This window comes from Bacillus spongiae (assembly GCF_037120725.1).
In the GTDB taxonomy this organism is placed as follows: domain Bacteria; phylum Bacillota; class Bacilli; order Bacillales; family Bacillaceae_K; genus Bacillus_CI; species Bacillus_CI spongiae.
The window spans coordinates 1-26,594 of the sequence record NZ_JBBAXC010000005.1; the positions used below are offsets into that span (position 1 = coordinate 1).

At 33.5% G+C, this 26,594-nt stretch carries 25 protein-coding genes and 1 pseudogene; 6 read left to right on the forward strand and 20 right to left on the reverse strand.

From position 1 onward, the window contains the following. Window positions 1-61 precede the first annotated feature (61 nt). Entirely contained in the window at window positions 62-334 is a 273-nt protein-coding gene (locus WAK64_RS07200) for a transposase (protein WP_419465909.1), read from the reverse strand. Window positions 335-398: 64 nt separating this feature from the next. Beyond that, window positions 399-686, reverse strand: coding sequence for a hypothetical protein (locus WAK64_RS07205; protein WP_336586287.1), 288 nt, complete (start codon window positions 684-686; stop codon window positions 399-401). Between the two features lie 640 nt (window positions 687-1,326). On the opposite strand from WAK64_RS07205, the gene WAK64_RS07210 reads away from it, so the two are divergent. After that, window positions 1,327-2,493 carry an ABC transporter permease gene (locus WAK64_RS07210; protein ID WP_336586288.1) on the forward strand — a complete coding sequence of 389 codons (1,167 nt, stop codon included), beginning with the start codon at window positions 1,327-1,329 and terminating at the stop codon, window positions 2,491-2,493. A gap of 520 nt (window positions 2,494-3,013) precedes the next feature. On the opposite strand, the gene WAK64_RS07215 is transcribed toward WAK64_RS07210, so the two are convergent. After that, window positions 3,014-3,604, reverse strand: coding sequence for an NAD(P)H-dependent oxidoreductase (locus WAK64_RS07215; protein WP_336586290.1), 591 nt, complete (start codon window positions 3,602-3,604; stop codon window positions 3,014-3,016). 120 nt (window positions 3,605-3,724) lie between these two features. Here WAK64_RS07215 and WAK64_RS07220 point away from each other — a divergent pair, with 120 nt between their 5' ends. Next, complete coding sequence (locus WAK64_RS07220) at window positions 3,725-4,153, forward strand: MarR family winged helix-turn-helix transcriptional regulator (protein WP_336586291.1); 429 nt, start codon at window positions 3,725-3,727, stop codon at window positions 4,151-4,153. A gap of 897 nt (window positions 4,154-5,050) precedes the next feature. Here the strand turns inward: WAK64_RS07220 and WAK64_RS07225 are convergent. The 5 genes from WAK64_RS07225 to WAK64_RS07245 form a co-directional block, all read right to left on the reverse strand. Further along, window positions 5,051-6,187: an ABC transporter permease gene (locus tag WAK64_RS07225; protein WP_336586292.1), complete on the reverse strand. Its 1,137-nt coding sequence runs from the start codon at window positions 6,185-6,187 to the stop codon at window positions 5,051-5,053. After that, the gene (locus WAK64_RS07230; RefSeq protein WP_336586293.1) at window positions 6,184-7,056 is read right to left on the reverse strand and encodes an ABC transporter ATP-binding protein; all 873 of its coding nucleotides are present in this window, start codon (window positions 7,054-7,056) and stop codon (window positions 6,184-6,186) included. The genes WAK64_RS07225 and WAK64_RS07230 overlap by 4 nt, the downstream gene beginning before the upstream one ends. Before the next feature lie 192 nt (window positions 7,057-7,248). Next, complete coding sequence (locus WAK64_RS07235) at window positions 7,249-7,449, reverse strand: hypothetical protein (protein WP_336586294.1); 201 nt, start codon at window positions 7,447-7,449, stop codon at window positions 7,249-7,251. A gap of 537 nt (window positions 7,450-7,986) precedes the next feature. After that, the gene (locus WAK64_RS07240; protein ID WP_336586295.1) at window positions 7,987-9,423 is read right to left on the reverse strand and encodes a right-handed parallel beta-helix repeat-containing protein; all 1,437 of its coding nucleotides are present in this window, start codon (window positions 9,421-9,423) and stop codon (window positions 7,987-7,989) included. Between the two features lie 300 nt (window positions 9,424-9,723). After that, window positions 9,724-10,341, reverse strand: coding sequence for a flavin reductase family protein (locus WAK64_RS07245; protein WP_336586296.1), 618 nt, complete (start codon window positions 10,339-10,341; stop codon window positions 9,724-9,726). Window positions 10,342-10,426: 85 nt separating this feature from the next. Between WAK64_RS07245 and WAK64_RS07250 the strand changes: the two are divergent. Next, a pseudogene (locus WAK64_RS07250) lies at window positions 10,427-11,118 on the forward strand (ArsR/SmtB family transcription factor). Between the two features lie 253 nt (window positions 11,119-11,371). Here the strand turns inward: WAK64_RS07250 and WAK64_RS07255 are convergent. After that, the gene (locus tag WAK64_RS07255; RefSeq protein ID WP_336586297.1) at window positions 11,372-11,950 is read right to left on the reverse strand and encodes a hypothetical protein; all 579 of its coding nucleotides are present in this window, start codon (window positions 11,948-11,950) and stop codon (window positions 11,372-11,374) included. A gap of 436 nt (window positions 11,951-12,386) precedes the next feature. Then, on the reverse strand, window positions 12,387-13,058 hold the full coding sequence (locus tag WAK64_RS07260; RefSeq protein WP_336586298.1) for a uridine kinase family protein: 672 nt from the start codon (window positions 13,056-13,058) through the stop codon (window positions 12,387-12,389). Between the two features lie 517 nt (window positions 13,059-13,575). Here WAK64_RS07260 and WAK64_RS07265 point away from each other — a divergent pair. Further along, a complete protein-coding gene (locus tag WAK64_RS07265) occupies window positions 13,576-14,646 on the forward strand; it encodes a GerAB/ArcD/ProY family transporter (RefSeq protein WP_336586299.1) in 1,071 nt (356 codons plus the stop codon). A gap of 218 nt (window positions 14,647-14,864) precedes the next feature. On the opposite strand, the gene WAK64_RS07270 is transcribed toward WAK64_RS07265, so the two are convergent. From WAK64_RS07270 to WAK64_RS07305, 8 genes are all read right to left on the reverse strand, one after another. After that, window positions 14,865-15,437 (reverse strand): DUF2179 domain-containing protein, encoded by a 573-nt coding sequence (locus WAK64_RS07270; protein ID WP_336586300.1) that lies wholly within the window; start codon window positions 15,435-15,437, stop codon window positions 14,865-14,867. A gap of 46 nt (window positions 15,438-15,483) precedes the next feature. Then, complete coding sequence (locus WAK64_RS07275) at window positions 15,484-16,041, reverse strand: GNAT family N-acetyltransferase (RefSeq protein WP_336586301.1); 558 nt, start codon at window positions 16,039-16,041, stop codon at window positions 15,484-15,486. A gap of 289 nt (window positions 16,042-16,330) precedes the next feature. Beyond that, complete coding sequence (locus tag WAK64_RS07280; RefSeq protein ID WP_336586302.1) at window positions 16,331-17,455, reverse strand: Ger(x)C family spore germination protein; 1,125 nt, start codon at window positions 17,453-17,455, stop codon at window positions 16,331-16,333. Between the two features lie 90 nt (window positions 17,456-17,545). Continuing rightward, window positions 17,546-19,039 (reverse strand): spore germination protein, encoded by a 1,494-nt coding sequence (locus WAK64_RS07285; RefSeq protein WP_336586303.1) that lies wholly within the window; start codon window positions 19,037-19,039, stop codon window positions 17,546-17,548. A gap of 439 nt (window positions 19,040-19,478) precedes the next feature. Then, the gene (locus tag WAK64_RS07290; protein ID WP_336586304.1) at window positions 19,479-20,141 is read right to left on the reverse strand and encodes a hypothetical protein; all 663 of its coding nucleotides are present in this window, start codon (window positions 20,139-20,141) and stop codon (window positions 19,479-19,481) included. Between the two features lie 223 nt (window positions 20,142-20,364). Further along, window positions 20,365-21,033 (reverse strand): hypothetical protein, encoded by a 669-nt coding sequence (locus WAK64_RS07295; RefSeq protein ID WP_336586305.1) that lies wholly within the window; start codon window positions 21,031-21,033, stop codon window positions 20,365-20,367. 224 nt (window positions 21,034-21,257) lie between these two features. Then, window positions 21,258-21,530, reverse strand: a complete 273-nt coding sequence (locus tag WAK64_RS07300) for a hypothetical protein (RefSeq protein WP_336586306.1) — start codon at window positions 21,528-21,530, stop codon at window positions 21,258-21,260. A gap of 253 nt (window positions 21,531-21,783) precedes the next feature. Continuing rightward, entirely contained in the window at window positions 21,784-22,257 is a 474-nt protein-coding gene (locus tag WAK64_RS07305; RefSeq protein WP_336586307.1) for a DinB family protein, read from the reverse strand. Window positions 22,258-22,629: 372 nt separating this feature from the next. Between WAK64_RS07305 and WAK64_RS07310 the strand changes: the two genes are divergently transcribed. Further along, window positions 22,630-23,196, forward strand: a complete 567-nt coding sequence (locus WAK64_RS07310; protein ID WP_336586308.1) for a histidine phosphatase family protein — start codon at window positions 22,630-22,632, stop codon at window positions 23,194-23,196. A gap of 278 nt (window positions 23,197-23,474) precedes the next feature. Here WAK64_RS07310 and WAK64_RS07315 read toward each other — a convergent pair whose 3' ends face one another. Further along, window positions 23,475-24,215: a hypothetical protein gene (locus WAK64_RS07315; RefSeq protein WP_336586309.1), complete on the reverse strand. Its 741-nt coding sequence runs from the start codon at window positions 24,213-24,215 to the stop codon at window positions 23,475-23,477. 347 nt (window positions 24,216-24,562) lie between these two features. Here WAK64_RS07315 and WAK64_RS07320 point away from each other — a divergent pair, with 347 nt between their 5' ends. Further along, a complete protein-coding gene (locus WAK64_RS07320) occupies window positions 24,563-24,862 on the forward strand; it encodes a hypothetical protein (RefSeq protein WP_336586310.1) in 300 nt (99 codons plus the stop codon). A 383-nt stretch (window positions 24,863-25,245) separates the two neighbouring features. Here WAK64_RS07320 and WAK64_RS07325 read toward each other — a convergent pair whose 3' ends face one another. Beyond that, entirely contained in the window at window positions 25,246-26,277 is a 1,032-nt protein-coding gene (locus WAK64_RS07325) for a vanadium-dependent haloperoxidase (protein WP_336586311.1), read from the reverse strand. Window positions 26,278-26,594: the final 317 nt, after the last annotated feature.

Below are 26,594 nucleotides of genomic sequence, written 5' to 3' on the forward strand. Positions count from 1 at the left end.
ATGACCTGAATAGGAAACCTTTCTTTTTGGTCATCAATCAACTCGGTCAGTTCATTATCCGTTACTTTCTTGCGAATATGGCCATAGCCTTTTTTAAGATTTCAATTTCCTGCTTCATTTTTAGATTCTCTTTTTGGATCGCTGCAATGTCGTGTGGAGTGAGCTGGTTCTCCTCTCCAGCTACTGGAGTGAAGGCTTTAATCCATTTATAAATTGTGACTTCAGATACGCCATATTCGCTACTTAAAGAACTCACCGATTGACCTGAATGATAAAGTTCGACCACCATTTTCTTAAAATCTTCACTATAATTACGGCTGTTTTTTGATCCCATACCGGACACTTCCTCTCTAATTTTAATCATAGAGAGTTAACTAATCGGTGTCCATAAAACTATACTAACTCCATCTTTTATATTTTAAGTATAAGCAAGCAATATAAAAATCATAAAAATCAGGCATTTTCTCAAATGGTTCTGAAAGCACATATTCGTTAATAACCTTTGTAGCCTCTGGAATATATTTAATTGTCGCAAGCTCAATTATCCAATAGGGAGGGTTATCCATCTTCTCAATTATCTCATCACAAAACTTATAATAATGTTTGTAATAATGTTTGTAATAAATTAACCGTGAGTCAACCATAATACCTAATTTTGTTGCAAACTGTTTAGTTAATTCAATCATTTTACCCCTCCTCTTAATCAGATTATTTATTACGCAAAACTGTTAGTTAATAATATTTTTTTCATGATTTCTACCTAATATTAGCATATCGCCTTATGTCGTTACTTAATCATTTGGCCCTTTTCTTGAAAAACAATATTATCTATCTATTATTAGTAAGAAGCCCTGTGGATTTATTATCCAAATGGTAACACGTAGTATCTTGTTAACATCATCGCAACACTGATATTAGTGTTGCTTTTTTATTTTGTATAGACTTATGTTTTATATTATTTAAATTTAACGTAGACATTTCTAAGAATTTAAGAATATTGAGTGGTAGGTTAACCAATATGGAGATAGTATCGTAATTTTGATTGAAAACACCTATCGAAAATATTTTTAAGTTTTGATTTTTTAACTAAATATCCATTTTATTTCTTTCCACAGCTTAAAACTTTTTTATAGGCCATTTCGTTTAACTATCTGAGGTAAATGAATACTAGGAGTAGATAAAGTATTTTTCAAAACAGTTAATCTAGTCATTAGGACTCTATGAGATGAGACATTATTATACAGACTTACTAGTATGGAGAAAAAACAACAAATAAGGTTACAATCATTTCTGGAAATAATCCAGTGAGCAATAGGAGGTAGCAAAATGAAGCAATTAGTTAAATTTGAGATATATAAACTATTTAGACAAAAAGGGATATACACTTGGATGATTCTTATGTTTCTCTTTTTTAGTCTGGCGATGACGATGGAAGCAAGAATTCCTAATAACTTGGATACTTCGGCTATAGAGATTAAAGAAGAGCTGCAAACAGCTGCGAAAAAGTGGGAGGGAAAGTTAACAGGCAAAAAGATAGAAGAGGCCTCGAATCTTTCACAATCTCTTGAGGCTAGAGTACAACAGAAATTTGCTGATAATTATAAAGGAGATGGCAATGAATTAACATCAGAAGAAGTGGCTGAATATTTCATCCTCTCTCGAATAAGCTTGGCTAGATATAATTTACAAGTTTTTCAAACAAACCTTAAAGATCTTGATAATAGGGTAAATTCAGTAAATAGAGATAGTTTCGCCTATAAGAAAGGATTACTTGAACAGGAAATGTTAGAAAAGGTGAATGTTGAAACATTTACGTATAATGAAGGACCAAAAAAAACCATTGACTTTGTCAGTAATTACGCAGTTTATTTTACAGGAATAATTATGCTAGTCGGACTTACTTCAACTTTTGTAAATGAAACGAGAACATCGATGGATCAACTAATATACAGCTCACGCTATGGTCGTAAACAAATTGTTACGGCAAAAATAATGGCTGGAATGGCTCTAATCGTCGTCCTTACTATATCATGGGTTACGTTTGATGTGTTAATGAACTTATATCTCTATGGAAATAACGGCTGGAACTCATCAATTCAGCTTTTAGGGCATCCCCATTCCCCTTATAACCTAACTGGTCTAGAGTATTTTGGCATTCAAATTGGGGCACACCTAATCGCTGCCATTGCATTTATGGCCTTTATATTAACCGTTTCAGCCCTTTCGAAAAGTATACTCGCATCATTTCTTATTAGTACATTGGTCTTCATCTTACCATCAATTTTTCTACATTCACACATTTTGGAATTTGCAAGAAAGTATAGCTTTATATCCTTTATGGAGGCATTTGAATTTAGAAGTCCGTTTCATGCAATAAATGTATTTGGAGTTCCAGTATTAGACCCATATATACACTATCCTCTACTAGTGTTAATAACCGCTTTCTTTATGTTTGTGACTTATCAAATAATTAGAAGAAAACAAGTGCAATAAGGAATCATACGTAGATGAAGGATTATTTGAGCAACCAGCTAAGCTAATGACATTGGCTGGTTTTCTGTTACGTATAGATTATCTCTGTTGGCTAGCTTTCGATTTACTTCTGCATTGATTCTTCAACCCTTCTTAAATACTATACAGACCCTCATGAACAAACGACTAGTGTATTCTCTCAAAATCAAAGTGAGGACGCTCCTATTATGAAGGAAAAGCGCCCTACCTCCACTTCTATGCACCTATTACTTCTGACTATAGTCTAATACCTAGAGAAAGAATTAATAAAAAGGTCATTCTTACTTCTTCTTGCTTACGATACATTGCGTGTAACAATTTTGAGCACATATTTTAGGTGTTGCCGTTACATTTCTTGGTGGAAAATCGTGAGTTGAATAGATGGAAACAAAAAGTAGAAATGATTACGGAAGAATGATGAAGTATTATGTGTAGAGCAAATGAGCTTACAAGTGCTAAGCTATATTGAGTAGAGGTTCTAAAGTGAGATAGTACCGCTTTTTTATTTTTCTATTTGTCGAAAATAATGATAAACCTTATTTAGTTTTTGAGATTGTTTTCCCTTTGGACTTTCCATACTACCGAATTCGAAGAATTTAACCTTTTTTATTCCGATAAAATTGAAAACGGCTTTTTTCATTATCACTTTATGAACATTGTTTAAGAAAAATAAAGGGTACTTCGTAGGCCCCTTCATTGTTGAAACACAAACGACTGACTTTCCTTTTATCAGACCTTCTACTAAGCCAAGGCGTCCCTTATTTTTATAGGCAAAGTTTGAGGCAAGTACTCGATCAAAATAGCCTAATAGCATAGCAGGCGGTCTCCCCCACCAAATCGGATAAACAAATACGAGTTTATCTGCCCATAAAATCTGTTCTCGATACTTTTCGAGCTCCACATCTAGATGCATATCTCTCCTGAGCTTTTCTTCATTAAATACGAGTAAAGGGTTAAATTGTTCTTCATACAAGTCAATTACTTTGATTTCAGTAATATTTGGGTTCTCCCTACATCCTTCTAATACTTTTTGTGAAAAGGCAAAACATAAACTGTTGTGATTAGGATGTGTGTAGATCATTAAAACCTTCATTCCTCCCACCCCTTTTATTTATCTTTTGATAATTAAAACATACCTTAGCTTCCTTTACTTGTCAATTAATAATTGTTTTTTGATAACTATTCTGTTACCTTAACATTAGAGGTGAGAGAAATGGGGCATAAGTCTCTTTTTAATAAATTAATTCATTTTACCAATTCAGTATACAGTGTTACGTATGAGCTATCCAAGGATGAAAAACCCGACCATTTAACAACCGTCCAATATGACATTCTTGTCTTTATCGCTTTAAAAAAGCAAACCACTCCTAGCCATATTAGTGAGTGCCTTCACATCTCTATACCGAATGTCAGTCGTGAACTTAAAAAATTGGCAGAGCATCATCTAATTATAAAAACACCCGATGTAGTTGACCGAAGAAAACAACTCATTGAGCTGTCTGAACAGGGAGGACAGTTGATGGAACAAGTTTACGAAAGGATATTCGCTAATTTCAAAAACCGAGTCCATAATGCGTCTCAATCAGAATTAGACGAAATCGACCATGCGATTGATTTATTAAAAAAACACCTATATTTTTAATTCGTATAGTCCATGTGGAACTATACGAATATTTTATGCGAACAAAGTAATAGATTTACTTACTCTAACAAAATAAACCCTTCAATAAATAATGTTATCATTTCCTATTCGTGTGATTAATTGGTAATATTAAGATGAAGTCGATCTACTCTTGATTGAAGGAGGAATAGGCATTTTAGTATACATAAATCTATTCATTGGAATCGTATTGTTAACCTCTGTTTTCTTCTTTTTTAGAAAAAATTCAAAGGATAAAAAAGGGTATCAACCAGATAAATATGATTTCTATCTACTATCTATTATTTTGTTCCAATCTATTGTTATTCCTTATTTCTATTTTATTAGAAAATAAAAAACCTACTCGACTGGGGTGCAGAACCCTGGAGTAGGTTTTTTCGTTTTAACTTCATGATACTAGTGGTAGGCGCTATATAAAAATCACAAAACGTAGCATCGTTGATAAACAATAGACAGTTGTCAACTTTCCATTTATCACTCAAAAAATAACACTTTCTTCTTTCCTACAAGCTTAACGTCCGTATACGTTGATAATAATAATTCTCGTATCGTCCATTTTTAATTCCCCAATCTGGTAGTACTGCTTCTCCCCCTCTCTTTTACAACAAAATTTATCGTACTACCATCTTTTTTACATCAAATGCATCAACTGCTTTACCATCAACGTATAGGAATAGATTTGCTTAATCTACATTGCGATATAATCGTGTGCAAAAACAGATACTGTATGAATGTACTTTACTTCACCTAAATCTACAAAATTAAACAGTATTGTTTCGCCTACATTCTGCTCGTCCACTGTTCTGCCTATTGTTAGATTATTAATATATTAAAAAGTAATAGTAGTATTATTTATTTGTCATTCTCTTTTAAATCTCACTAGGCAACTTGTTTTCTTTTAATCGTTTTGAAAACCACGACCATCAATATAATCGTTACTATTGCGATGAATGGATAGTGTACATATGGTGTTAATACTGGATTTCCAAATAAATTGTATACAGTTAAGTTCTCTGTAAATTCAGGGGAAATCAAGAAATTAGCAAAGCTATACTTCATCACATATTCCCAAAGTGGAATACCAAAACTAATTGTTGGCAAGATAAAAACCGTACCACTAATGATAAAGGATGTTAATATATTTTTTGATAGTGCAGAAACGATTAATACGAACGACATAAAGGCGATGGCTACTAGCAAATGGATGCCGATTTGGATTAAGAAATATTCAAGCATTGTTAAATCATATGGTGAGAGCTGAGACACTAAGTTTGCTACTTGAATAGGTGCGTCCCAGCCACTGCTTCCGTAGATGTACGTATTCATTAATACGGTATAACTAACCCAGGAAAGTATCACGAACAATACATAAATAATTGACGCAATGATTTTTGCCGTGACACCTTTTCTACGACCGTGTTTTGAACTGTAAACTAGCTGGTCCATTCCAGTATTATTTTCATTCACAAAAATACCAGCTAACCCAATTAATAAGATAATTCCTGTAATATAACGGGAGAAATACCCAGAAAATTCAATAATATTTTCTGCTCCTGCTTTATGTTCAACCGTATCAGCCTTTATATTTTGTAGCATGTTTTTCTCTAATATAGCTTTTTTATATGAAAAATCATTCTCACTATACTTTGTTAATTCATTATCTAGTTCCTGTATTCTATAGGGGATAGCGACTTTTTCCACATTCACATAATCATAAAAGGACTGAACCATATAATCTTCAGCGGCTTCTTCCTTAGTTAAAGAACGATCGAATCCTTTCTGTATGAAAGACTCCTGAAAAGTGTCTGCTGCTTCTATTTTTTCATTTGTTAGTTCTCCCTCCCAGTTTTGGGACACTTTCTGCATTTCGCCTTGTAGATCCTTCGGTTTGTAAGAATCTACGAGAGGAATGTTAAAGTCGTTCAGACTGGAAAGAAGAAGGATAAGGAACAACCCAATGTAAATACTTTTTTGTTTAAAGATTTTATAGAGTTCAAATTTTACTAATTGCTTCATGTTGCTACCTCCTGGTCAAAATAATATAAATAAAGATCCTCTAAGTTTGGCGTAGCTTCAATTGCTCTTTCATCAGGTTTACTTTCCGAAATAATCCTAAGTCCTATTTCATGCTGTTGGCGGATGATATTTCCTACTTTGTATTTTGATTGAAAGGCTTGTACCTCATTTTCAGAAACATTCACTGTCCAAACATATCCTTTAATTTGCTCAAGTAAATTGTCCGGATTTTCTTTATGAATGAGCTCTCCTGCCTTGAGTACGAGAATTTCCTTTGCAATAAATTCAATATCGGAAACGATATGAGTTGATAATAAAACGATTCTATCCTTTGAAATAGATGACAATAGATTTCTGAAGCGAATACGCTCCTTTGGATCAAGACCTGCTGTTGGTTCATCGACAATTAGCACTTTTGGATCATTTAATAATGCTTGAGCAATGCCAAGTCTTTGTTTCATTCCACCTGAAAACTTACCAACCTTTTGTTTACGGTGCTCAGTTAAGTTGACTGTCTCTAATAGCTCGTCCACTTTACTCTCTGCCGTTTTTTTATCAATTCCTTTTAATGAAGCAACATACATCAAGTATTTTTCCGCCGTAAAATTTTTATATAAGCCAATATATTGCGGTAAATAACCAAGGACATCACGATATTGTTCATCCAACACTTCAATATCCTTACCGTCCAATAGAATTCGTCCAGATGTCGGTTTTATCAGTGTAACTAACATCCGCATCAAGGTGGTTTTACCAGCCCCATTTGCACCTAAAAACCCATATACGCCCTCTGTTAACTCAAACGAAACATTATTGACAGCTAATTTATCACCAAATTGCTTCGTAATATTTTCAATCGTTAATTTCAAGATGAACACCTCTTATTATTCATATATTTTTGTATCCTACAGGCAATCCATGATCATTCGATCAGGATGAGCGTTTGCTCTCACTTACACGCTTGATAAGCCAATCTAAATCTTCACCCTTATGCTGCTTACAAGCTTTCTTCAGTTAAGAACTGCATCTCTATTTAAATCTTCTTTTTTCACCATTTAACATTAGTTCGGTATATCCGAGCACATGACGGAAGAATTAAAGATAATGCCTCTATCATATTCAGGGTATAACCCTTTATCTTTACACTCTTGAATGGCCTCTTGGTTACTTATTTCGATTGCGTAAGTGCTGTAGCCAATCGTCCCAAAGCCTGTTAATATTACTAAAACAGCGCAAATATATATAATTTTTTTTATTGTCATACTAGTTTCCACACCCTTTCAACATCATCTTGATTTTTTTCAATAGATTAAACGAAACATAAGAATAAAAAGTTTTAAATCTTCCCCAAATTGACTAAAAATCCTTAACCTTGAAGAAGCTGAGACAAGCCTTTCCAAAACAACACCGTTTAAAGTCATTTATAACGCATTATTTCCTATTTATTTTCATTCAACTTCAGACTGTAACTTACCTTAATTAAAACCCCAATTGCTTATCTCAGATAGTTTAACGAGATAGAGATAAAAAAAGTTTTATCTACGTGCAAAAAATAATTTAGTCTCCCTTATTTCTAGATGATTAAGGCTTTGTAGGCACTACTTGACCTATTCAAAAATCAGATTAGAAACCTTTCCTATTTTTTAAAATGAAAAAGTTTATAAATTTCTTTTTGTCCATATTTTTTCAAAAAAATGGCACTCCTATCCATTGAACAGAAAAAGACCCTAAAGAGAGTACATATTACATGCTGCTCTTTAGGGTTTAATTTAGCTGTTATTGAAACACGTCAATACTGATCAATTGGTGCAAATAAAATTCGGGTCAGAAATACCGCAAATATTTCCATTAAACTCATTGTCAAATCCATCATCTTGTATATCAAATAGGTCATTGAAGAAAGAGATATTAAAAAGGATATCATTTTCAAAAGATTGCGTTTCCAAAAAGATGCCATTCAGCTGATTTTTGAAAATAAAATTTCCTTTTACACGATTATTATTGGCTTCTTCATCTAGTAAAATCCCATTTTCAACATTTTTCGAAACTTTATTACCCTCGAGGATATTACTAAATGAGAACGTATTGACTTCAATTCCATCGCCTTCATTTTCAACAATGACATTTCGGTTAATCGTATTATTATTAGATTCCATCCCAACCTCTCCGTCCAACAAGATCCCATCACCATTATTTTCTTTCACAATATTTCCAACAATATGGTGATTATTACCTTCAGTATCAATAAAAATGGCATCATCCCGATTTTTCTTCACGATATTACCTAAAATGATATTACTATTTGTTTGGCTCCCCAAAAATACACCATGACCTGAAGGTTCTTCATCCTCAAGGCCGTTATTCACAATATAATTTCCAACGATTATATTTTCATCAGATTCTGAAAATAAACGGATGCCATCTTCTTCATTGTTCACCACTTTGTTTAGTAAGAGAACATTTTCAGAAGAACCACTTAATTGAATACCATCATCACTTTGGCTTTTTGCTGCTATATTCAGCAATAATGTATTATTGTTCGAGCCAACAACAAAAATCGAATTGTCCCTATTTCGTATATTTTGATTTCCGAGTATAAAATTATTATTGGAAGCAAAATCTACGGAAATTCCCTCATCTACATTCTCATTACTTCTATTAGCGATAAGGAAATTGTCGGTTGAAGTATCTAATAGAATTCCATCATCACCGTTTCGAGAAATATTGTTTAAAATAGCGATATTATTGCTTGATGAATTAAATGAAATCCCTTCAGCACCAATATTAATTACATTATTTCCACTGACCAGGTTATGAGTTGAATTTGGATTAATAACTATACCGCCATTTGTTAAAGTTCCATCATCCTTAAAGTCTCGAACAATGAATCCTTTTATTTTTACGTGAGAAGAATCTGTCACCGTTATTCCATTTAATCCTTCTGCTAAGGTTGACCCATCAATAATGGGATTCCCGATTCCAATTAATTTAAGACGGTCTTTATTGGCCCCGATCGTCACATTCTCCTCATAAGGACTAAGAGTTGGGGTAACGAAAATAATATCACCCGGGTCAGCTGCGGTTACAGCCTCCTGAATCGTTTGAAACGGAGATCGATCCCCAACGACCAGAACCTTCTGGGATAGGAAAACACTTAACAGTACCAATAACATTAAAGCCATTATACTCGTAATGATTAGAGTGACGATGACTCTTGTTTTCTTTAAATTGTCCACCTGTTCTGTTCCTTTCCTTGATAGCTATCGTTACCATCTTATGAAACGGACAACAGGATTGTTCAATTCTATCAAACTGGAGTCAATCTCCTGCTTTCTAGAACGGAATAGACATTCTTCTACGACACAATTCACTACATCACTGCAATAAGGGAGGAGCATGTTTTAACAACATCTATCCTTTCGTATAATCCGAATATTTTCGTAACTACATTAAATATTTCTAAAACGAAATTTAGGAGCAAACTTCACTCATTCTTTTAACAATCCGATTATCTAACAGAGAAGTATTAGGCTAACTCATGTATCCGCTCGAAATGTTTTTCCGAGATTATCACCAACTCCGAAATAATGGCGAAAATTATAGATGAGTGGACTCCACTCATTCGGGTTAATATGATGTTCATCCATGATTATCCCTTTGTGAGCATGTACAAGCTGCTTTTTTACTTCAACGATTGCGAAATGAGGAGAATGTTCAGGAATTCGAACCGCTACTACTTTTGCTTCAATTTGAATGGGACATTCTTTAATTCGCGTAGGTTTTATTGCTTTCGACTCTATCGGTGTTAAGCCGCTTATTTCATACTTTTCCTTACAATAGGTAAACCCATTCTTTTGTTTAGAATCGGGTACGGGTGTTTTGCCTGTATAGAAAGCTAGCTTCTCAACATTCTCCCATAATGAAGGATCCGGAATATTAATGACACACTCACGGTGCCGAGTGAGATTTTCAAATGCTTTTCCTCCGACACCTACACCTAAAACAAGACAATCACCTAAAGCCCAAGAAGAAGATAGCGGACTAATATTTGTCGTTTCATCCTCATTTAACGAAGTTAATAAAATGACAGGTGTTCCATAGTATAAAATTTTCGGTTTAATTAATTGCGTGCTTCTCGTTTTAGTTACGTTCATTTTTTTCCTCCTTTTGGTTATTTCTTATTGTAAAACGAAAATTGTTCCATTATCATCGAAGTATCGATTACAAAGGAGGATTCCATTGACTACCCAATCAAATATTGCTATTGTTGCTTCGCTAGTAAGTGACCATTCTCGTGCTACCGTCTTAACGGCTTTATTGGATGGACGCTATCATACGCCAAGTGAACTAGCTACTATGGCAGGAATTAAACCACAAACTGTCAGCTTTCACTTAGCGAAAATGCTTGATGCAAATGTTATTATCGGGAAAAAACAAGGAAGACACCGATATTATGCCATTCGAGATCATGAGGTAGCTCAAGTAATAGAGTCATTATTATCCATAGCCCCACCAATGAAAGTGAATTCATTTAAACAGGCAACAGGAGAAAAGCAACTTCGAATTGCCCGAACTTGTTATGACCATCTTGCTGGTGATTTAGGTGTACAAATAACGAATGCATTACTTAATAAAGGCTTTCTTTCAGAGGAAAGTGATTCATTTTTACTTACGGAACAAGGCCATAAATTTTTTACTACCTTTAACATAGATCTACATGAGGTTAGGAAAAACGGCGAGCCTTTTCACCTAAATGTTTAGATTGGAGTGAGCGACGCCCTCACTTAGCCGGATCTTTAGGAAATGCACTTTTAGAGCGTATAGTAGAATTAGAATGGATCCAACGGATACCTAAAACACGAGCAATCAAAGTGACACAAACTGGTGAAAAAGGCTTGCGTGAATACTTTTCCATTCAAATCCAACATTAAAACTTTTTTAAGACGTGTACTATTTTCCTGTTATTTCTTTCTCTACTCTTCCACCAGAACGAAGGATAGTTTGGAGTAAAGTTTGATTAAATAAATTCTTAACAAAAAAGAAGCCATTTTGAAAAAGGTTAATCAAAACGGCTTCTATGCCTGAGGATTAAGGATGCTTTTTACACCCTTGTTTGAATGTAAAAGCTTATTCGTTTTCACTACTGTCGAATCGACTGGAGCCAGCAAAATAATAGTGGTTTCCTCATATGTCTGATGGGACAGTATAGTAAACATATTCGGAATCATAAATGACATTCCCACTAAACCTTTCATCTTTCAATATGACCTTCACTCGATATTCTGTATTAGGTTCGACTGCATATCTCCATACTTCAAAACCTTCCGTTTCGAGTTCATACAATGGATAATCCAGGTATTCCCAAACTCCATCTGAATTTTTTTTCTCTATTCTAATGAACGGAAATTCTAAGTTTCCGTGCACTTCAAGATTTCCCATGGAATCCTTATTTGGTTCTAAGTCAACCACCAGTTCGTCTCCAACATGTGCAACGGAATTAACGGAAAGTGGTTTGGGCATATAGTAGTATTTATAGGGTGTAACATAGGTAACATTACCTAGTGTATTTTCAGCAATAATTTTCATTCTATACAGAGTATCCCAATCCGATTTACTTGACCATACACCTGATTCCGTTACATTATAGTCCTCGTATCTCCAAATGCCATCTGGATATAATTTCTCACGACGAAGAATAGCTGTTTCACCGATATGGTAAGCAAGATTGAGATAATAGACGAAGCAATCACTTACTTGTAGCATAAAATTGCTTTTCGTTCTGTTTCTTTATTCAATTGGAGTGGTAGAAATAAGTGAGTCACCTATACAATGGAAAAATTCGACAATCTTCATAAAAACCCTTTTGTTTTTCTAGTTTTTGTAAAACTATTTTTTAATGATTTGATAATTTGTCAATCATAAAAAAAACCAAAAATTATCCTTTTATAATCAATAAAAAGAATCCATTTAGAGAATAATTTGGTCTAAATGAATTCTTTTTTATGATTCTTATTTAATCTATATGTTCGTTCGCTGCATTTCAGTGTTAGGAGGTTGAAGGGACTTAGCAATTATATAGTTCCTCAATAAACAAATAAGTAAAAAGTATACCCATGGTAATCCCTTCATCTACTCTATAAGAATTTATGTATTTTCGAAAAATGCTCCCTTTAACTAATGTCTAGGATTGGAAATAATATTATATAGTATTCGTTTTTTTGCAGTTAAATTCAAATGAATTTTTGTCAAAACGTATTCCTTCATGAGTAGTTTTGATAACAATATCAAAATGCTGACTGTACTGATGCATAAACACTTCGTATTGAATCCGACGTTCTTCATGAGAATGTCTTAAATAATTGATATCCGTTCCTCTTTCAACAATATCACGTCTCGACCTTCTCATTAACTCTGTTTCACCATCTGTATAAAAATATATTTTTAAATCAAATAATTTAGGATTAATAAATCCTACACTCATACCTTCAACAATCGTTATTTTGTTTTTCGAGGAAACTAACTCACGCTTCCTATTATGAGTATTGATCGTATATAAATCTAAACCCTCTTTCACCATCTCTACGTCTCTTTCTAAGGAAGGTAAATGATGAGCTGCTGGATGACAAGCGGTCATTTTGTAGTGATGATGTTCGTTTTGATAAGTATAGTCGATCATTGTATGCTTTCGTACAGTTGAACTAATAATATATGGGTCTGTGTTAATGTAATTCACTTCATTTTTATTTAATAGGCTTACGAGTCTCTTGGAAAATGTTGTTTTTCCAGCAGCACCATGTCCTGAAATGCCAATGATAATCTGCTCATTAGACCTATTGACCCAAGAGATGATTTCTTCTAATAATTTTTCCATCCTTATCCCCTTTTTGTAAACATTCATTTTTAACGTTAATTGACAAAAGATTACTATATTTTATCATTTTACATATATTTTACAACCTATGAATTATATACAATGTCCCTTTTCATTATAAAAGCGCTAACCTTATAAAAGATTAGCGCTTGCTGAAAACTCGAATGTAAGATAATGAATTCACTGTTTTCAAACGGTAAAGGAGAAGGTTACTATTTATCACGGAATTCTTACGTATTCGTAGGATGTTATGGAGGGTTTATGACGCAATAATTGAACATCTTTTTCATGCTTGTGAATGGTGTTAGTCTCTATGAAATAATTATATATAGTTATTCTTTAATTGAAAATTCATATGAACAGAGTATTGATGAAAAAGAAATAAAAAAGGAACCTAGGAATAGTGTATACCTGGTTTTTTAACGAATTCAGAGTATTAATAAACTGAATATTTATATTTAAATGGGAAATACTAAAGGTAATTAGAGATTTTTGGAAAGATATAAGGTGATGATCGATGGGAGAAAGACTTCAGCCATACCAAGTAATAATGTTACTCTATATGATTCAAATAGGGGTAGGTATTTTTAGTCTACCTCGTATGACTGCTGAAACTTTTGGTACAAATGGATGGATAGGGTTGATTCTCATATCACTTTTAGTCACCTTAAATATCCTTCTAATTGGATTAGTATTTTATTATGGAAAAGGTCGCAGTATTTTTCAGATTATCGATGACAACCTCCCAAAGTTTCTTTCCTTCTTGCTTTATATTGCTATAGCAATACTATGGAGCAGTCTTGCAGTATTTATCGCAAAAGATTTTGAACTTCTCATTTTAATGTTGTATTACCCTACTCTACCTGAATCTGTTTTTATTATTTTAGCCTTATACATCGCATACAGACTCACACGAGGAGGAATTATTCATATAGCCAAAACAGCAACTATTTTCTTTAGTACAATCTTAATTGTGTTTATTCTAGCATTCCATATACCTGAATTTAGTTTTGAACGGCTAACACCTTTTATATTTAGTGGAGAAAAGGAGCTTCTAAATGGTGGGTTAAACCTCTATTTTAGTTTCTTGGGGTATGAATTATCTTTACTTTTCATACCATTCATGGCAAAAAACAATACGCCATTTAAACCGATGTTATATGCTCATTTTTTATTAACGTTTATCTATCTTATTACTTGCTTTATGGCCTATGGCTTTTTTAGTTTTGAACAATTATTACATGAATCCTTCCCCGTTTTAAGTATGTTTGAATATGTCGAACTCCCATTCCTGGAGAGAACTGAAAATATTATTACTCATTTTTTCATATGGGAAGTATTTGCTACTGTCGTTGCTTTTTTTTGGGGAGCAGATCAAATGGTCAGGCAAGCACTTCCTAAGCTATCACCAAAGGTCTCCATTATCAGTTTACTTTTACTCTCATTCACCATATCTCTTACTGTGGACATAGTAAGGGATGTAGAAAAATGGATATTTCTCCTTAGGTCAATGGAATTATTAGTGGCTGTTACTCTGCCAATTTTACTTTTAATACTTATTGGACTTTCAAAAATAAGGAAAAATTAGCCAATCATTTGCTTTATAAGTTAATCATTCATAACACTAACTACGCATTTATTATAATGTACAACTTATTATAAATTATTTACATCTTTTGTACTTTTTTAAGAAAAATACTATTTTAGATCCGGTATAAATTAACCGACTTTAACTGGACTAAAATAGTATTAGTCTCACATCGTTAGATAACAAACATTTAGTATAAAACCTGCTGATGACCTAATTTAAATGGATTCATTTTCATTTGCAGTTTTTATCTTATTTTTTTTAAATACCTTGAACCTTTTCTTCATTGAGGATGTCATAAATCCTCCTTTAAATGACCGAATCTCATATGAAGTTAAAAATGCCTTTGGTGCATTATGATTAATAATGTCTAGTAATTCTCCTTCTCTGGATCGTTGAGAAATGATGTCTAAACGATATCTAGTATTTGAATCGATGCCTTCTCCTTCGAATACCGTTACCCCAAATCCAGATGTTCTTAATACATGAACTAACTCCATATTCTTTTCTAACAAACTAACTTGATACGTAACATATCCAATCGCCAATTTCTTCTCGATAGTGCCTCCAAGTAATAAACCTACACTAAATCCAATCACATAGGCAGCAATATTGAAAATGTTGGTTAAATCATTAAATACAATTCCTAAACTTACGATATAAATAATGGCCTCTAATAATCCCATTCCTGCTGCTGTTTTCGTTCTATTTTTTACTAAGAAGATGGTTCGAAGCGTTAGAATTGGTACGTATATAATTTGTAATAAAAATATTAATGGAACAGTAAGCATACTATCCTCATTCCTTTCTGTATTTTCTACTGGTTAATGTAAATTATTATGCTTCTATCGGTTCATTTTCTAACATATCATTCGCATTTCGCGCTAGATAAAATGTATATTGATCCCTTGAAATTTCAAATATATTATATAAACCTTGATCCTGATTTATACTTTCTAATAGTGAAGTCTGTCTAGTATTTGCTAGTTTTACGTAAGGTAACTTTAGTGCAGCTTTGTTTGATCGAATATTTTGTTTACGAATACGCAGAAAAATATTTTCAATTTCTAACTGATAAAAAAGTTCGTTAAAGAATGCTTCTTTTGCTGGCTGGTTGTACCCTTTACCATGATATGGCTTCCCTAGCCACGTACCTAGGAATCCACAGTGATCATTAATATCAAACAAATTAATTAATCCAATTGGATTACCCCACTCATTTAAAATGGTACGGGAGATTATTTCTCCACGCTCTTCTTGTTCCATTACTTGACGAGTTAAAAACAAAAATTCTTCATATGAATATACTTTTTGGCGCACAAAAGGGAAGACATCTGGGTGAATCATCAAGTCAAATAATTCTTTACAGTCCTCAAGCTCTCGTTTTTTAAGCATAAAAAAACCCCTCCGAATGAGGGTAGATTGGACCTGTTTACATGGATCTTCCACCCTCGAAATTTTTTAAGATTCGAAAAAATTTCGGGGTGGGAATCGAACCCACTAGAACCAGACTTAGCTGATGGCTCACCATTTGCCTTCCCATATATCTGAACTATTCATTTTTCTTTTTACATCATAATCTAAATATCTAAAAAAGAAAAGATAATTTTATTAACATTTATAGGAAATTAAACATTGTTCTTCACCTATATATCAATAAATAGAAACCCTTCAATTATTCAATTTAGTAAAAATTTGACATCCCTCCATCTTGGTTAAACTTCCCTATATCTCTTATTTTTATTGTTGAGTCAACCGTCACTTCAATTTCAGGATAGATTTTATCCCAATCTAGCTTCTTCCATTCACTATGTGTTAGTGAATTCCTAACATTTTCACCGATTCCTAAAGTATCTACATTATTTTCCTGAAGAAAATTAATAATTGCATTCGTTTCTTTATCAACGTTCTCTTTGATTATCTTTTCTAACTTCTTTTGTTCATTCGGTTCATCAATTTTTAAGTCACCCGTGTACTCCTCTAGTTCCCCTGTTACTTCAACGTCAATCGTTACAGAAAAACGATTATCTTCCAGTTTTTTCACCTGAGACTTATGCTTGTTACGTACATATGAAAGGTGAATGTGATGATCAACTTCTCCTTTTTCCAAATCAATATCCAGCAATCCTTTATCAAAATTTTCTCTTAAGAAGAATAAGAACACAGCCTGTTCTTTATCAATAGTCGTAATTAGTTTATCTTCATCAAATAAAGCGAAACTATCAAAATCAATACTATTTTCAGTTGATTTAAATACTGGTAAAAAAGGATCAATCCCATCATCATAATACGACCTAGTAAACTCGAACAAATTTACTGAAGGAAAAACAAATGTATTATCAAACTTCTCTAGCATTGTGTCTAAATATAGTCCGATATTTGGTTCTTTTTCTAATTTAGTACTAAGTACATCATTTGCTTTTCCTTTCGCTATTGCAATTTTCACTCTTGAACCAATATTAGGGTTTTTTAATGCTGTTTGGATAACCGGGAAGATTCCTTTATTTGCTAAATCTTCACCATATAACATAATTTCTAGCTGTCCATTTACTATTTCCAGACTAGATTGCCCCATTATATCAATATCAATATCCTTCGTTGAATTTCCTGACGCTGTTAACTTCTCATAAATATTTCCTGTTTCAGTAGCACGAGGGTATACGGCTGTTATATCTAGGTAAGTATCCTCTTCGGCCGATAAATCATATGCGATTGCATTGACCATCGCTAGGTCATCTATCCCATAGCTTGTATAACATCCACTTAATAACATCGAGCATATTGATAGGATGATTAATTGTTTTAACATTTCTTCCTCCTGATTTTTAAAAATACGAATGATATTTAATTTCTAATACATAATAAAGAAAGAATCTACTTAAAGCATGACTATCTATAATTATTGTCCGCTTTGTTGTCGCTTTTCATTAGAAGATAGTGTTATATTCGGGCGAGTGTTAAATAATGAAAGTGGTCCGCGGATAATCGTATCTTTCCACCCACTAGGACTAGCTGGGGAAATTGGCCAAAAATATGGTGATTTTAAATTCGTTAAACCCGTAAGGTGAATAATTAACAAGGTAGCCCCAAACATAATCCCAAGGTTACCTAAAAGACCTCCTAATAAAATAAATCCAAATCGAACGATTCGAACAGAATTACTCATAACATAGCTAGGAATAACAAATGAGGAAATAGCAGATATTGACACTGCAATAATCAGTATATTACTGGTAATTCCCGCTGCAACTGAAGCAGAGCCGATGACAATACCGCCAACGATCCCAATTGTTTGTCCAATCTTCGTCGGTAATCGAGCTCCTGCCTCTCTTAGTAACTCAATCGTAAACTCCATTAACAAGGCTTCCATAAGAGGAGGAAAAGGAACATGACTTCTTGAGGATATAATACTTATTAATAGTAGGTCCGGCACCATTTCATAATGAAATGTAATAATAGAAACATAAAAAGCAGTAAACGTCAGTGTAATAAATAATGCTATGAAACGTAATATTCTAGAGGCAGTCCCGATTAACCAGCGTTGGTTATAATCATCTGACGACTGAAAAAAATCAAAAAAACTAGTAGGTGCACTAAAAGCATAGGGGCTATTCTCCATCATTCCTACAATTTTACCTTCCGTTAATTTTGAAGCAACAACATCAGGTAGCTCTGTTGTATAAAACTGAGGGAATGGTGAATTTGGAAATTCATCTATTAATTGCACGAGCATATTAACATCATAAACAGCATCTATTTCAACATTCTCTATCCTTTCTTTAACATCGGAAATCATATCCTGATTAGCAATTCCATCTAGGTATAATAGATACAATTTTGTTTTTCCTATTTCACCGATTGAAAGCTCAAGTATTTTTAAGTGTGAACTTTTTACTCTTCTTCTTATTAAAGATAAATTGGTTTGAAGATTTTCATTCAACGCATCATGGGGGCCTGTGATAATGGTCTCTGATTCCGCTGTTTGGATAGAACGTGATTCTAACTTTGTAGCAGAATAGATAAATACATCATGTTCATGAAATATGGCTATTTTTCCATCCAGAACGGCCTTAACTACCTCTTTACTATCATCACACGGCTTGAACTGACTCTGCCTAAGGAAGGAAGAAATCGATTCCTCATCTAATTCCTTAAACCTTGATGTTACCTCACTTACTACTAATTGCTTGTCCACCATATACTCAAAATAAAGAGTTTTAATATTGATATGTAAATACTCCTCTTTCGAAATATCTGCACAATTAGCAAATTGTTCATTAATATGATCAAAAGTAGGCTTTTTATTATTTTCATTCGACTGACTTTGTTGGTGAGGTTTAAATTGATTGTGGGTTGAATTCTTATTCAGCCATTGTTTTAATAACTTAAACATAATATATCACTCCAGATGTTGTGCTTGGAAAATAACAAAAGTAATCAATATTATCAATGTCTAACTTTCTTAAAAAAGTTAAGTACATTTTTCCATTATGGTCAACATAATAATTCTCTATTCTAGCAAGTTGAATTTACTTAATTATTTCGCCTATTCTATACAAAGTAATGTCACACCTTGCCAAAAGAACGTAATCTGGTCTCTCTCCTATTCCTGCACAATTTAAGATAAAATGTTCCAATTAACTGTTTGAAAATGGAATAAATAAAAAATCCCTGTTTTATAACAGGAACCTTTTATAGGAATAAATTTTTTTTCAACACAACACCTCTGGCGGATTTGCCTTAAAATATGTATTACAAAAAGTTACAAGCTTCATTCATTTCGTTCATAAAATCCTCTTCGAAAATTTCCTAGATAAAGCTGTCTGCCCCAATTAATAGATATTAATAGCTAATGTTTCGTTTTTCCCTATTAACATTGATCTATTTTTCAAATGGATTAGAGAGTCCCTAACAATCTCTTTCATTTCATTTTTTCTATTCAAGTTATCGTTTAGGGTGGAGGTGTTTACATTAATTATTAGCTTTCCGTCGTTTTTTGCTACAAATATTTCGTCTACTTCTTCGAACCCTTTGACTGTTAATTCTTTCTCAATGTTTCCTTTCAATTTTCTAAATAATGTATTTAATTCCGGGCTATACTTAGGGTCATCAATAGGACTGTCTGGCAATTGTTTGACGTTAATCGAATAATTATATAATAAAGTACCTTGTGTGAGTTCCATAGCAGTATTTTTAATCTCTTTTTCAACGTCGTTAATATACTGTTGAGGCCCGTCTATGATAATAGATATTTCATGGTTTAGAAAAGATACACCAATTGTCGGAACTTTATCTATTTCAACCCCCTGCTCCTTTAACTTAATACTTAAGCCCTTTACAAATGTTCTTGTATTCTTTGAAAGTACTTCATTCGTGTACTCTTCACTATATTCCTGTGCGTAGGCTATCTGATTATGTTGGTTTAGATAAAGAAATAAAAAGTCAACTAGGAATATAGAGGCTATTATACTGAATAATGCTATAGTTTTTTTCACATTAAATCTCCTTTTAAGAACTATTAATTCTTTATTATTTTAAGCTCTTTTTAAAGAAGATATACATTTTGTAAAAACAGTAGCAATGTGTTAATTAGTCCTTTCTAGGATAGATGCATTACAACTGGATTAACAATTAGACACATCCTGTTCCCTTAATAACAAGAAGCCATTTTGATCAACCTCTTTCAAAATGGCTTCTTGTTTATGACATGATATGCAATTAATGATTAGGGTGTTTGTACTGGTGTATAAAAGATAAAACCACCCCTGTTAAGCCTAAAAGGATGACACTATTAAATAAACTCCCAAAACCAGCTAATAGATCATCTCCATGAACATCAATAAGGGCGCTTATGCCTAGTCCAATTCCTGCTAGTGCTATTGTGCCTGCAAAACAACATAAACTTTGATGCGTTTTTAAAGAAATAAGGATAACTAGACTAGCTGTAATTAAGATTGTTAAGAAAATAATACTTACTAAAACAATTAAAATTTCATTTAGGTCCCCGACTGTAGATGAAGCAAGCTGCAATAGGATTATACCTGCTCCTAGTCCTATACCTGCAAAAGCAATCCCTGCTCCTAGGCAACAAAATCCCTTTTTCTTAATAACAGAGGTCAGCATGAAAAACGCTAAAAAGAAAGTGAATAGTAATAAACTCACAATACTAACAATGACAAATATATCTTGGAAATCCCCAGCCGTTTCTTCAATTACGCCCCATACAAGAAAACCTAGCGAAGCAAAAATGATTCCAAGTGCCAATCCTCCACCGAGACAACAGATTCGATCATTCCTCTTGAAAGATAAGACTAAGGTTACCGTAGCAAAAATCCCAGCCAGTAGAAGTAGAATAAGCCCGATTGTAAAACTAATTTCTTCTTCCATTCGTTCTCTCAACTCCTTTTTAAGTTACTATATTTTTATGTTGAAGTGAGAGAAAACATGACTAGACAAAAGACTACTATTTACAGTTAGTAGAAAAGTCCTCTACAAATTAGCTAGTAATCCTAGCACTTCTCGCTTGTTCATTTATGTAATTATTTATAGATTATCTAATGGTCTTGAAATGATGATCACAATAAAGTTCCATAATAGTTGTATACTTCTATTTATTTCTTAAAAGCTGCGGTGACATAATTGATAGTAAAATGCATTGCAACCCCAAAAATAAATGCTAGTAAACATCCAAATGTGGAAGCCTTTGAAATAAATTGGGTGTCAGCAATCTCTATTCGGTAAAGTTCCAACCCTAGGAAACTAAGTTCCGTCTTGAAATCTGTATTGCCACTTACCATTAAAATAATCGGTGTGATAAGGACAACTAAAGCGAATAGTAACGTAAAGCAAAATCCACTAGATAAGACCTTAAACGCTTTTCCCATGTTCTCTCCTCATTTCTTCTAAACTCTCCTTCTATTTTTCTCATCAGAATATTTAAGAGAATCATTTAAATAAAGGCATCCTTATGCTATCCCTCCCCCTTAACAACTTACAACGATATGTCTACCTACAGTAAACATCATTAGATTTTGGTCCTAGCTAATATTTCGAGTCATAATCCGCGGTGTTTCACACGTATTCCTCGCCCACATAAGAATTGCTTCACCAGCAATATTGTCTCAGCAAACTGAATATTTAGTTCCTTCCTTCACTTTTTATAAATTCTACAATTTGTTTTTGATGATGTAAGTCATGATCGATGGTGCTCACAAAATAATCACCAATCTTTATGGTTTCTCTTCCTGCAAAGGGTTGATCAAACGTTGTAGCTGGGAGCGTGGTTATGCTTGTAATTAATTGCCTCCGCTCGAAGATAAATTTATCAATTAGCTCGTCCTTTAATACGCCTCCCCTTGCGTATTCACTTGCTTCTTTATTGATTGCTTCAACATCCACTGCTATATTAGGTAAAGCTTCATCATTTATAAAATAAGGAATGCGATTTTCTATCACAAATTGATCCCAATGGATTAAATGGGCGATGACATCCGCTGTCGCCCAAGATTCTTCTTTAAACGGTTTATACCACAATGCATCTGACATATTTTTTAATGTATATACCCAATCGATATAGCGTTCTTTTTCCTGTACAATTTGACTTTTATTCATAAGGTTTTCCCCCAATATAATTATTCCGTAACCAATATCCTTTTCGACATGATCGGTTGAATCGCCTTCCTATTAGTAGTAATTTCTTCTTACTTGTCTTATATGGATAAAGAGGTTTCATCACACGAATGCCCATCATGTATCCATCAGCAACATCAAATGAGTAACTAATCTTCCGGTTTCCTAAGACAAAAAATTGTTCTACTAAGTCTGTATGGAGAATGGTTTGTTGAAGTGTCTTCTTTTCAATTTTTACTCTTTCCTATCGGATAAACCTATCCTTTTTCTACTACACACAAATACCTTAGTACTTTATGATAGAAACTGGAGTGACATTTTTCATAACCAATTTGGAATGGAGGAGGAAATCAGTTGACCACTACAGTTTATATGGTTCGTCATGCGAAATCTCCTTTTATTTTTGGAGAAGAAAAGACGAGAAAATTATCAGAAGAAGGAGTATATGACGCGAAAAGGGTAATGGAATTATTACGCGAAAAGGACATTGATATGATCGTCTCTAGTCCTTATACAAGGGCTGTTCAAACAGTTCAACAACTAGCGGAAAAGAAAGGATTACCAATCTTTGAATATGAAGTATTTAAAGAAAGAGCAATAAAAGGACTAGATTATAAGCTTCCTGAACAGGATATTCTAAACGCGATTAAGCTCTCTTTTGAAGACAAACTTTATTGTTTACAGGGTGGGGAATCTACGTTCGAAGCGCAAAGTAGAGCTATCCCCACATTCAAACAATTATTGCAACAAAATAAGAACATCGTTATGGGCACACATGGAAATATTATGACTATTATAATGAACTACTTCGATGAACGTTACGGTTATGATTTTTGGAAAAGTACTTCAAAGCCGGATATTTATGAATTAACGTTTGAACGTAATCACTTAAAGGATGTACAAAGAATTTGGGCTTATTAAAAACTTCTTCTAGTTAATTAGAAACTTTTTCTCGCTAAAAAATTTTGGTTCAATATCTATTACAAAATAAAAGAAGCGAGTTTGAAGTAAGAATGTTCAAACTCGCTTCTTTTTCTGTATGTAGGTTTTTGTCATAAATTATTTATACTTGATAATCACTATATACGTAAAACCCCTTTGGCGTTATCAAACCAAAGGGGAAAACCGTTCTTTTATTTCACATTATACTTATCTCTTGTCAAGTTTCAGTCCTTACGGATAGGAGACCCATTTCAAACCTACTGATTTACTGGAGCAGTTCCATAAATTTCAACCCACCATTTTTCTTCCTCTACTAACCAATTTGGATCGTAAGGTAGGTCTTTTGATTCCTCTTTCAGTTTTAAAGAAGCATTAATAGTTTGAACCTCTTCTTTAATCTCATCCAATGGCTTACCTTCTGTTTCTATGCCGTAATAATGAGCGTACAATAAATATTGTTGATCAAGTGGCGTATCAAGTTTTTTCAAATCACTCGCATCGTACAATTCTCCAAATGTTTTACCTTTTGTATCGATGTTCTTGCTTTCTATTTCATTATATAACATCGCCCATGGATCCATTCGAACGGTCGAAGCTTCTTTTCTTTTAAGTTCTTGAACCTCATCATTTGAAATACTTGGATTTTCAGTCGTTAATAAAACCTCTAGTATTTGCTCAGAAGAATATACATTAAAGATTTCATTATCTACTGAAACGGAGTCTCCGAACATACTTGTTAATGTCGTGGTGCCATTTTCATTATAGTCAATACTAAAACCACCATAAAAATCACCAAAAGTATAGTCTTCATATTGAATTTTACTGAAATCTGTTATTGATTTTGCTTTAGTAATCGTTGTTAGTTTCTTTGCTTCAACAGTTGCCTCATTTTTTGTCGTTGAATTTGCAAAAGCGTCTGATTGAACTGCCGCAAACCCTCCTCCAATGATAATGGCTGAAAGTGTTGCTGCCGTGATTACCTTTTTAGTGTTTTTCATTCATTTAACTCCCTTTCATTTTTATTATTTTTAACTACAATCCTATTGTACAAATACATTCTTAAGTTTCTAGTTAGAAAAAAATGAAGGATTTCTTAAGAAAAACAAATTCGTCTCATCTATGTCGCTAAAGTCACTCTATTCAACGATTGCCTAATACAAAAAAATCCCTGCGTATCATCACAGGAAGTTTCTTCGATTGCATCTTCTTTAGATAATTTAGAAGCACATATGGGAAAGGAAAGTGAAAGGCATGAAATACTTACTATTACTGAATGAAGGAAAAGTGTCCTATTTTATTGAAGTAAAGAAGGAAGTTATTATTTATAAAAATAAGGGGATAAGCAATGACTTTTAAAAAGAAGCTAAATGAAATAGTTGATTTTAAAGCTCTAGACGATGAATATGGAGATATTATGGAATTATCCAAGAAATGTAGATTTACTAATTGCTCTCATACGAAAGAACCTAATTGTGCTGTGAAAAAAGCAATTGGTGAAGGGGTTCTTTCGAAGGAAAAATTTACTTTGTATTATAGAGAAAAAAATGAAGCAATTTATGTTTCCAATCAAAAGAATAAAACGAAAGCTATCGAGTATATGAAACAAAGGGACCTTTTTCGAGATCCTCCGATAGATTTAGAGTAGATATTAATTGAACTTTTTTCAAAACTAACATGAATAGCAGTGTACCGCATGAAATCTCTTAATAATGAAGAACTTGTTGGGTAGTATATTACAATTGAAAAATAATAAAAGCTACGTGTATCCCGTTCCACGTAGCTTTTTGAAAGGAGTATGGCTATGGGGTTTTTCCAGCTTCCCATTAATAATATATGACAATTTTATTAAATGGATTGGACATTTCATGATGTTTATACTATGGAATTAGTTATAAAGAAGCGATTCGGTCCTTTTTCAATTACTTTTATCCTCTTTACAATTTCATTTTTTTAACCCTACTCAGCATTGTCTATACTCCCCGTTCCCTTTATAAATAAATCCATATTCGCTTGACGGGATCAAACGAATTAATCATTTCCGTCTTTTTTCTTTCGAAATTCTTCTCTCCTCCGTTCTACTCCTCTCCCCCCTATCTCTTTTTTTTCTTTCTGGATTAACGATGTACTGGAAAGGTCAAATTCAAACGGAATCGTTTGACCTTCAGGATACGGTGCAGGAGGAATCTCTGCGCCTAAAGGTTCAGTATATAGGGTATCAATTGAATCTCCTTGTGAGTTCGTTTGTTGTCTCAATTTATTTATGGCCACTCTGGCGACCTGCTTTCCTAAACTCAGTCCCACACTATTATCGATGGGAAAATGAACAAGTGCATACAACCGTGATAAGGCAGCTTCGTCTGCTAATTCATCTAACCGCTCGGATTCTGCAGGAAAATAGTATTTTAATATTTCAGCTGCACACCCTGCGATAGCAGCATGGCCAGACGGATACGTAGGATGTCTCGGTGTACATACAATAGTGGCAAGGTCTCTGTCATATTGGTTCGGCCTTGCTACGGACCAAAGGAATTTGTAATACCACGTCACAACAAATGCATCATTCATAGCCGAATGGGCAGCAGCTAAAATTCTGGCTGCTCTTGGTGCTGTGACGTGATAAGTATCAATTAGTCGATCAATAATGGGCACCCATTGTTTTGTCGCGACACCAGTACCCCAATAGCGTGCGATCGTTTTTTTATTAGGGTCTAATTTTTCCTTTGTTTTTAAGACAAGTTCAAGCTGCTTTTCAAAATCAATGTAATTTGGATTAAGAATAGTAAAATAGGCGGGTTCTCCTTCTGGTTTCGTGAAAAAGAGGCTGCGATGGCGTTTCAAATTATACATCGTCCATGAGCCGGAGTAAGGTTCTTCAGGATTCGTAGGTGGTTCTTTTTCCCCTGCATAGGGTATTTCATTCCATTTTAAATACTCAGATTTACACACACATGGTGACTTTTTACAATAGCAATCAAAGGAATCCTTTTTATATTGATCGAATTCAAACTCTCCCGGTTCTACTCCAAAAGCAAAGGTCTTTAACCATTTTTCAAACTCCAATGAGAACACCTCTTTTTAAAGGATTTTGGAGGCATGTATGATCCTTTCTAACTTCTTCTATTCTTTTCAACACAATAATGATCCGTAACAGCTCCCCTCTCGTATGAATATTCATTTCATGCAAGTCTTTATGACTTAACTTTTTAAAAATACTTCTGGCTATCTCCCTATTTGAATAACTAATAAGCGACCATTCTTTTATACCATTTTAACTCGAAGGAAAATGGAATTTGATTTCATAAGAAGCGGTTTAAATCCTCAACTTTAAGCTTAGAAAGTGAAACACCAAAAGATTTCGGTTTCGTAAACCAGTTAAA

What these genes read in the sequence shown, in the direction of transcription:
- WAK64_RS07200 (WP_419465909.1), bottom strand. Translation starts at nt 334, where the DNA reads ATGGGATCAAAAAACAGCCGTAATTATAGTGAAGATTTTAAGAAAATG.
- WAK64_RS07205 (WP_336586287.1), bottom strand. Translation starts at nt 686, where the DNA reads ATGATTGAATTAACTAAACAGTTTGCAACAAAATTAGGTATTATGGTT.
- WAK64_RS07210 (WP_336586288.1), top strand. Translation starts at nt 1,327, where the DNA reads ATGAAGCAATTAGTTAAATTTGAGATATATAAACTATTTAGACAAAAA.
- WAK64_RS07215 (WP_336586290.1), bottom strand. Translation starts at nt 3,604, where the DNA reads ATGAAGGTTTTAATGATCTACACACATCCTAATCACAACAGTTTATGT.
- WAK64_RS07220 (WP_336586291.1), top strand. Translation starts at nt 3,725, where the DNA reads ATGGGGCATAAGTCTCTTTTTAATAAATTAATTCATTTTACCAATTCA.
- WAK64_RS07225 (WP_336586292.1), bottom strand. Translation starts at nt 6,187, where the DNA reads ATGAAGCAATTAGTAAAATTTGAACTCTATAAAATCTTTAAACAAAAA.
- WAK64_RS07235 (WP_336586294.1), bottom strand. Translation starts at nt 7,449, where the DNA reads ATGACAATAAAAAAAATTATATATATTTGCGCTGTTTTAGTAATATTA.
- WAK64_RS07245 (WP_336586296.1), bottom strand. Translation starts at nt 10,341, where the DNA reads ATGAACGTAACTAAAACGAGAAGCACGCAATTAATTAAACCGAAAATT.
- WAK64_RS07255 (WP_336586297.1), bottom strand. Translation starts at nt 11,950, where the DNA reads ATGCTACAAGTAAGTGATTGCTTCGTCTATTATCTCAATCTTGCTTAC.
- WAK64_RS07260 (WP_336586298.1), bottom strand. Translation starts at nt 13,058, where the DNA reads ATGGAAAAATTATTAGAAGAAATCATCTCTTGGGTCAATAGGTCTAAT.
- WAK64_RS07265 (WP_336586299.1), top strand. Translation starts at nt 13,576, where the DNA reads ATGGGAGAAAGACTTCAGCCATACCAAGTAATAATGTTACTCTATATG.
- WAK64_RS07270 (WP_336586300.1), bottom strand. Translation starts at nt 15,437, where the DNA reads ATGCTTACTGTTCCATTAATATTTTTATTACAAATTATATACGTACCA.
- WAK64_RS07275 (WP_336586301.1), bottom strand. Translation starts at nt 16,041, where the DNA reads ATGCTTAAAAAACGAGAGCTTGAGGACTGTAAAGAATTATTTGACTTG.
- WAK64_RS07280 (WP_336586302.1), bottom strand. Translation starts at nt 17,455, where the DNA reads ATGTTAAAACAATTAATCATCCTATCAATATGCTCGATGTTATTAAGT.
- WAK64_RS07285 (WP_336586303.1), bottom strand. Translation starts at nt 19,039, where the DNA reads ATGTTTAAGTTATTAAAACAATGGCTGAATAAGAATTCAACCCACAAT.
- WAK64_RS07295 (WP_336586305.1), bottom strand. Translation starts at nt 21,033, where the DNA reads ATGGAAGAAGAAATTAGTTTTACAATCGGGCTTATTCTACTTCTACTG.
- WAK64_RS07300 (WP_336586306.1), bottom strand. Translation starts at nt 21,530, where the DNA reads ATGGGAAAAGCGTTTAAGGTCTTATCTAGTGGATTTTGCTTTACGTTA.
- WAK64_RS07305 (WP_336586307.1), bottom strand. Translation starts at nt 22,257, where the DNA reads ATGAATAAAAGTCAAATTGTACAGGAAAAAGAACGCTATATCGATTGG.
- WAK64_RS07315 (WP_336586309.1), bottom strand. Translation starts at nt 24,215, where the DNA reads ATGAAAAACACTAAAAAGGTAATCACGGCAGCAACACTTTCAGCCATT.
- WAK64_RS07320 (WP_336586310.1), top strand. Translation starts at nt 24,563, where the DNA reads ATGACTTTTAAAAAGAAGCTAAATGAAATAGTTGATTTTAAAGCTCTA.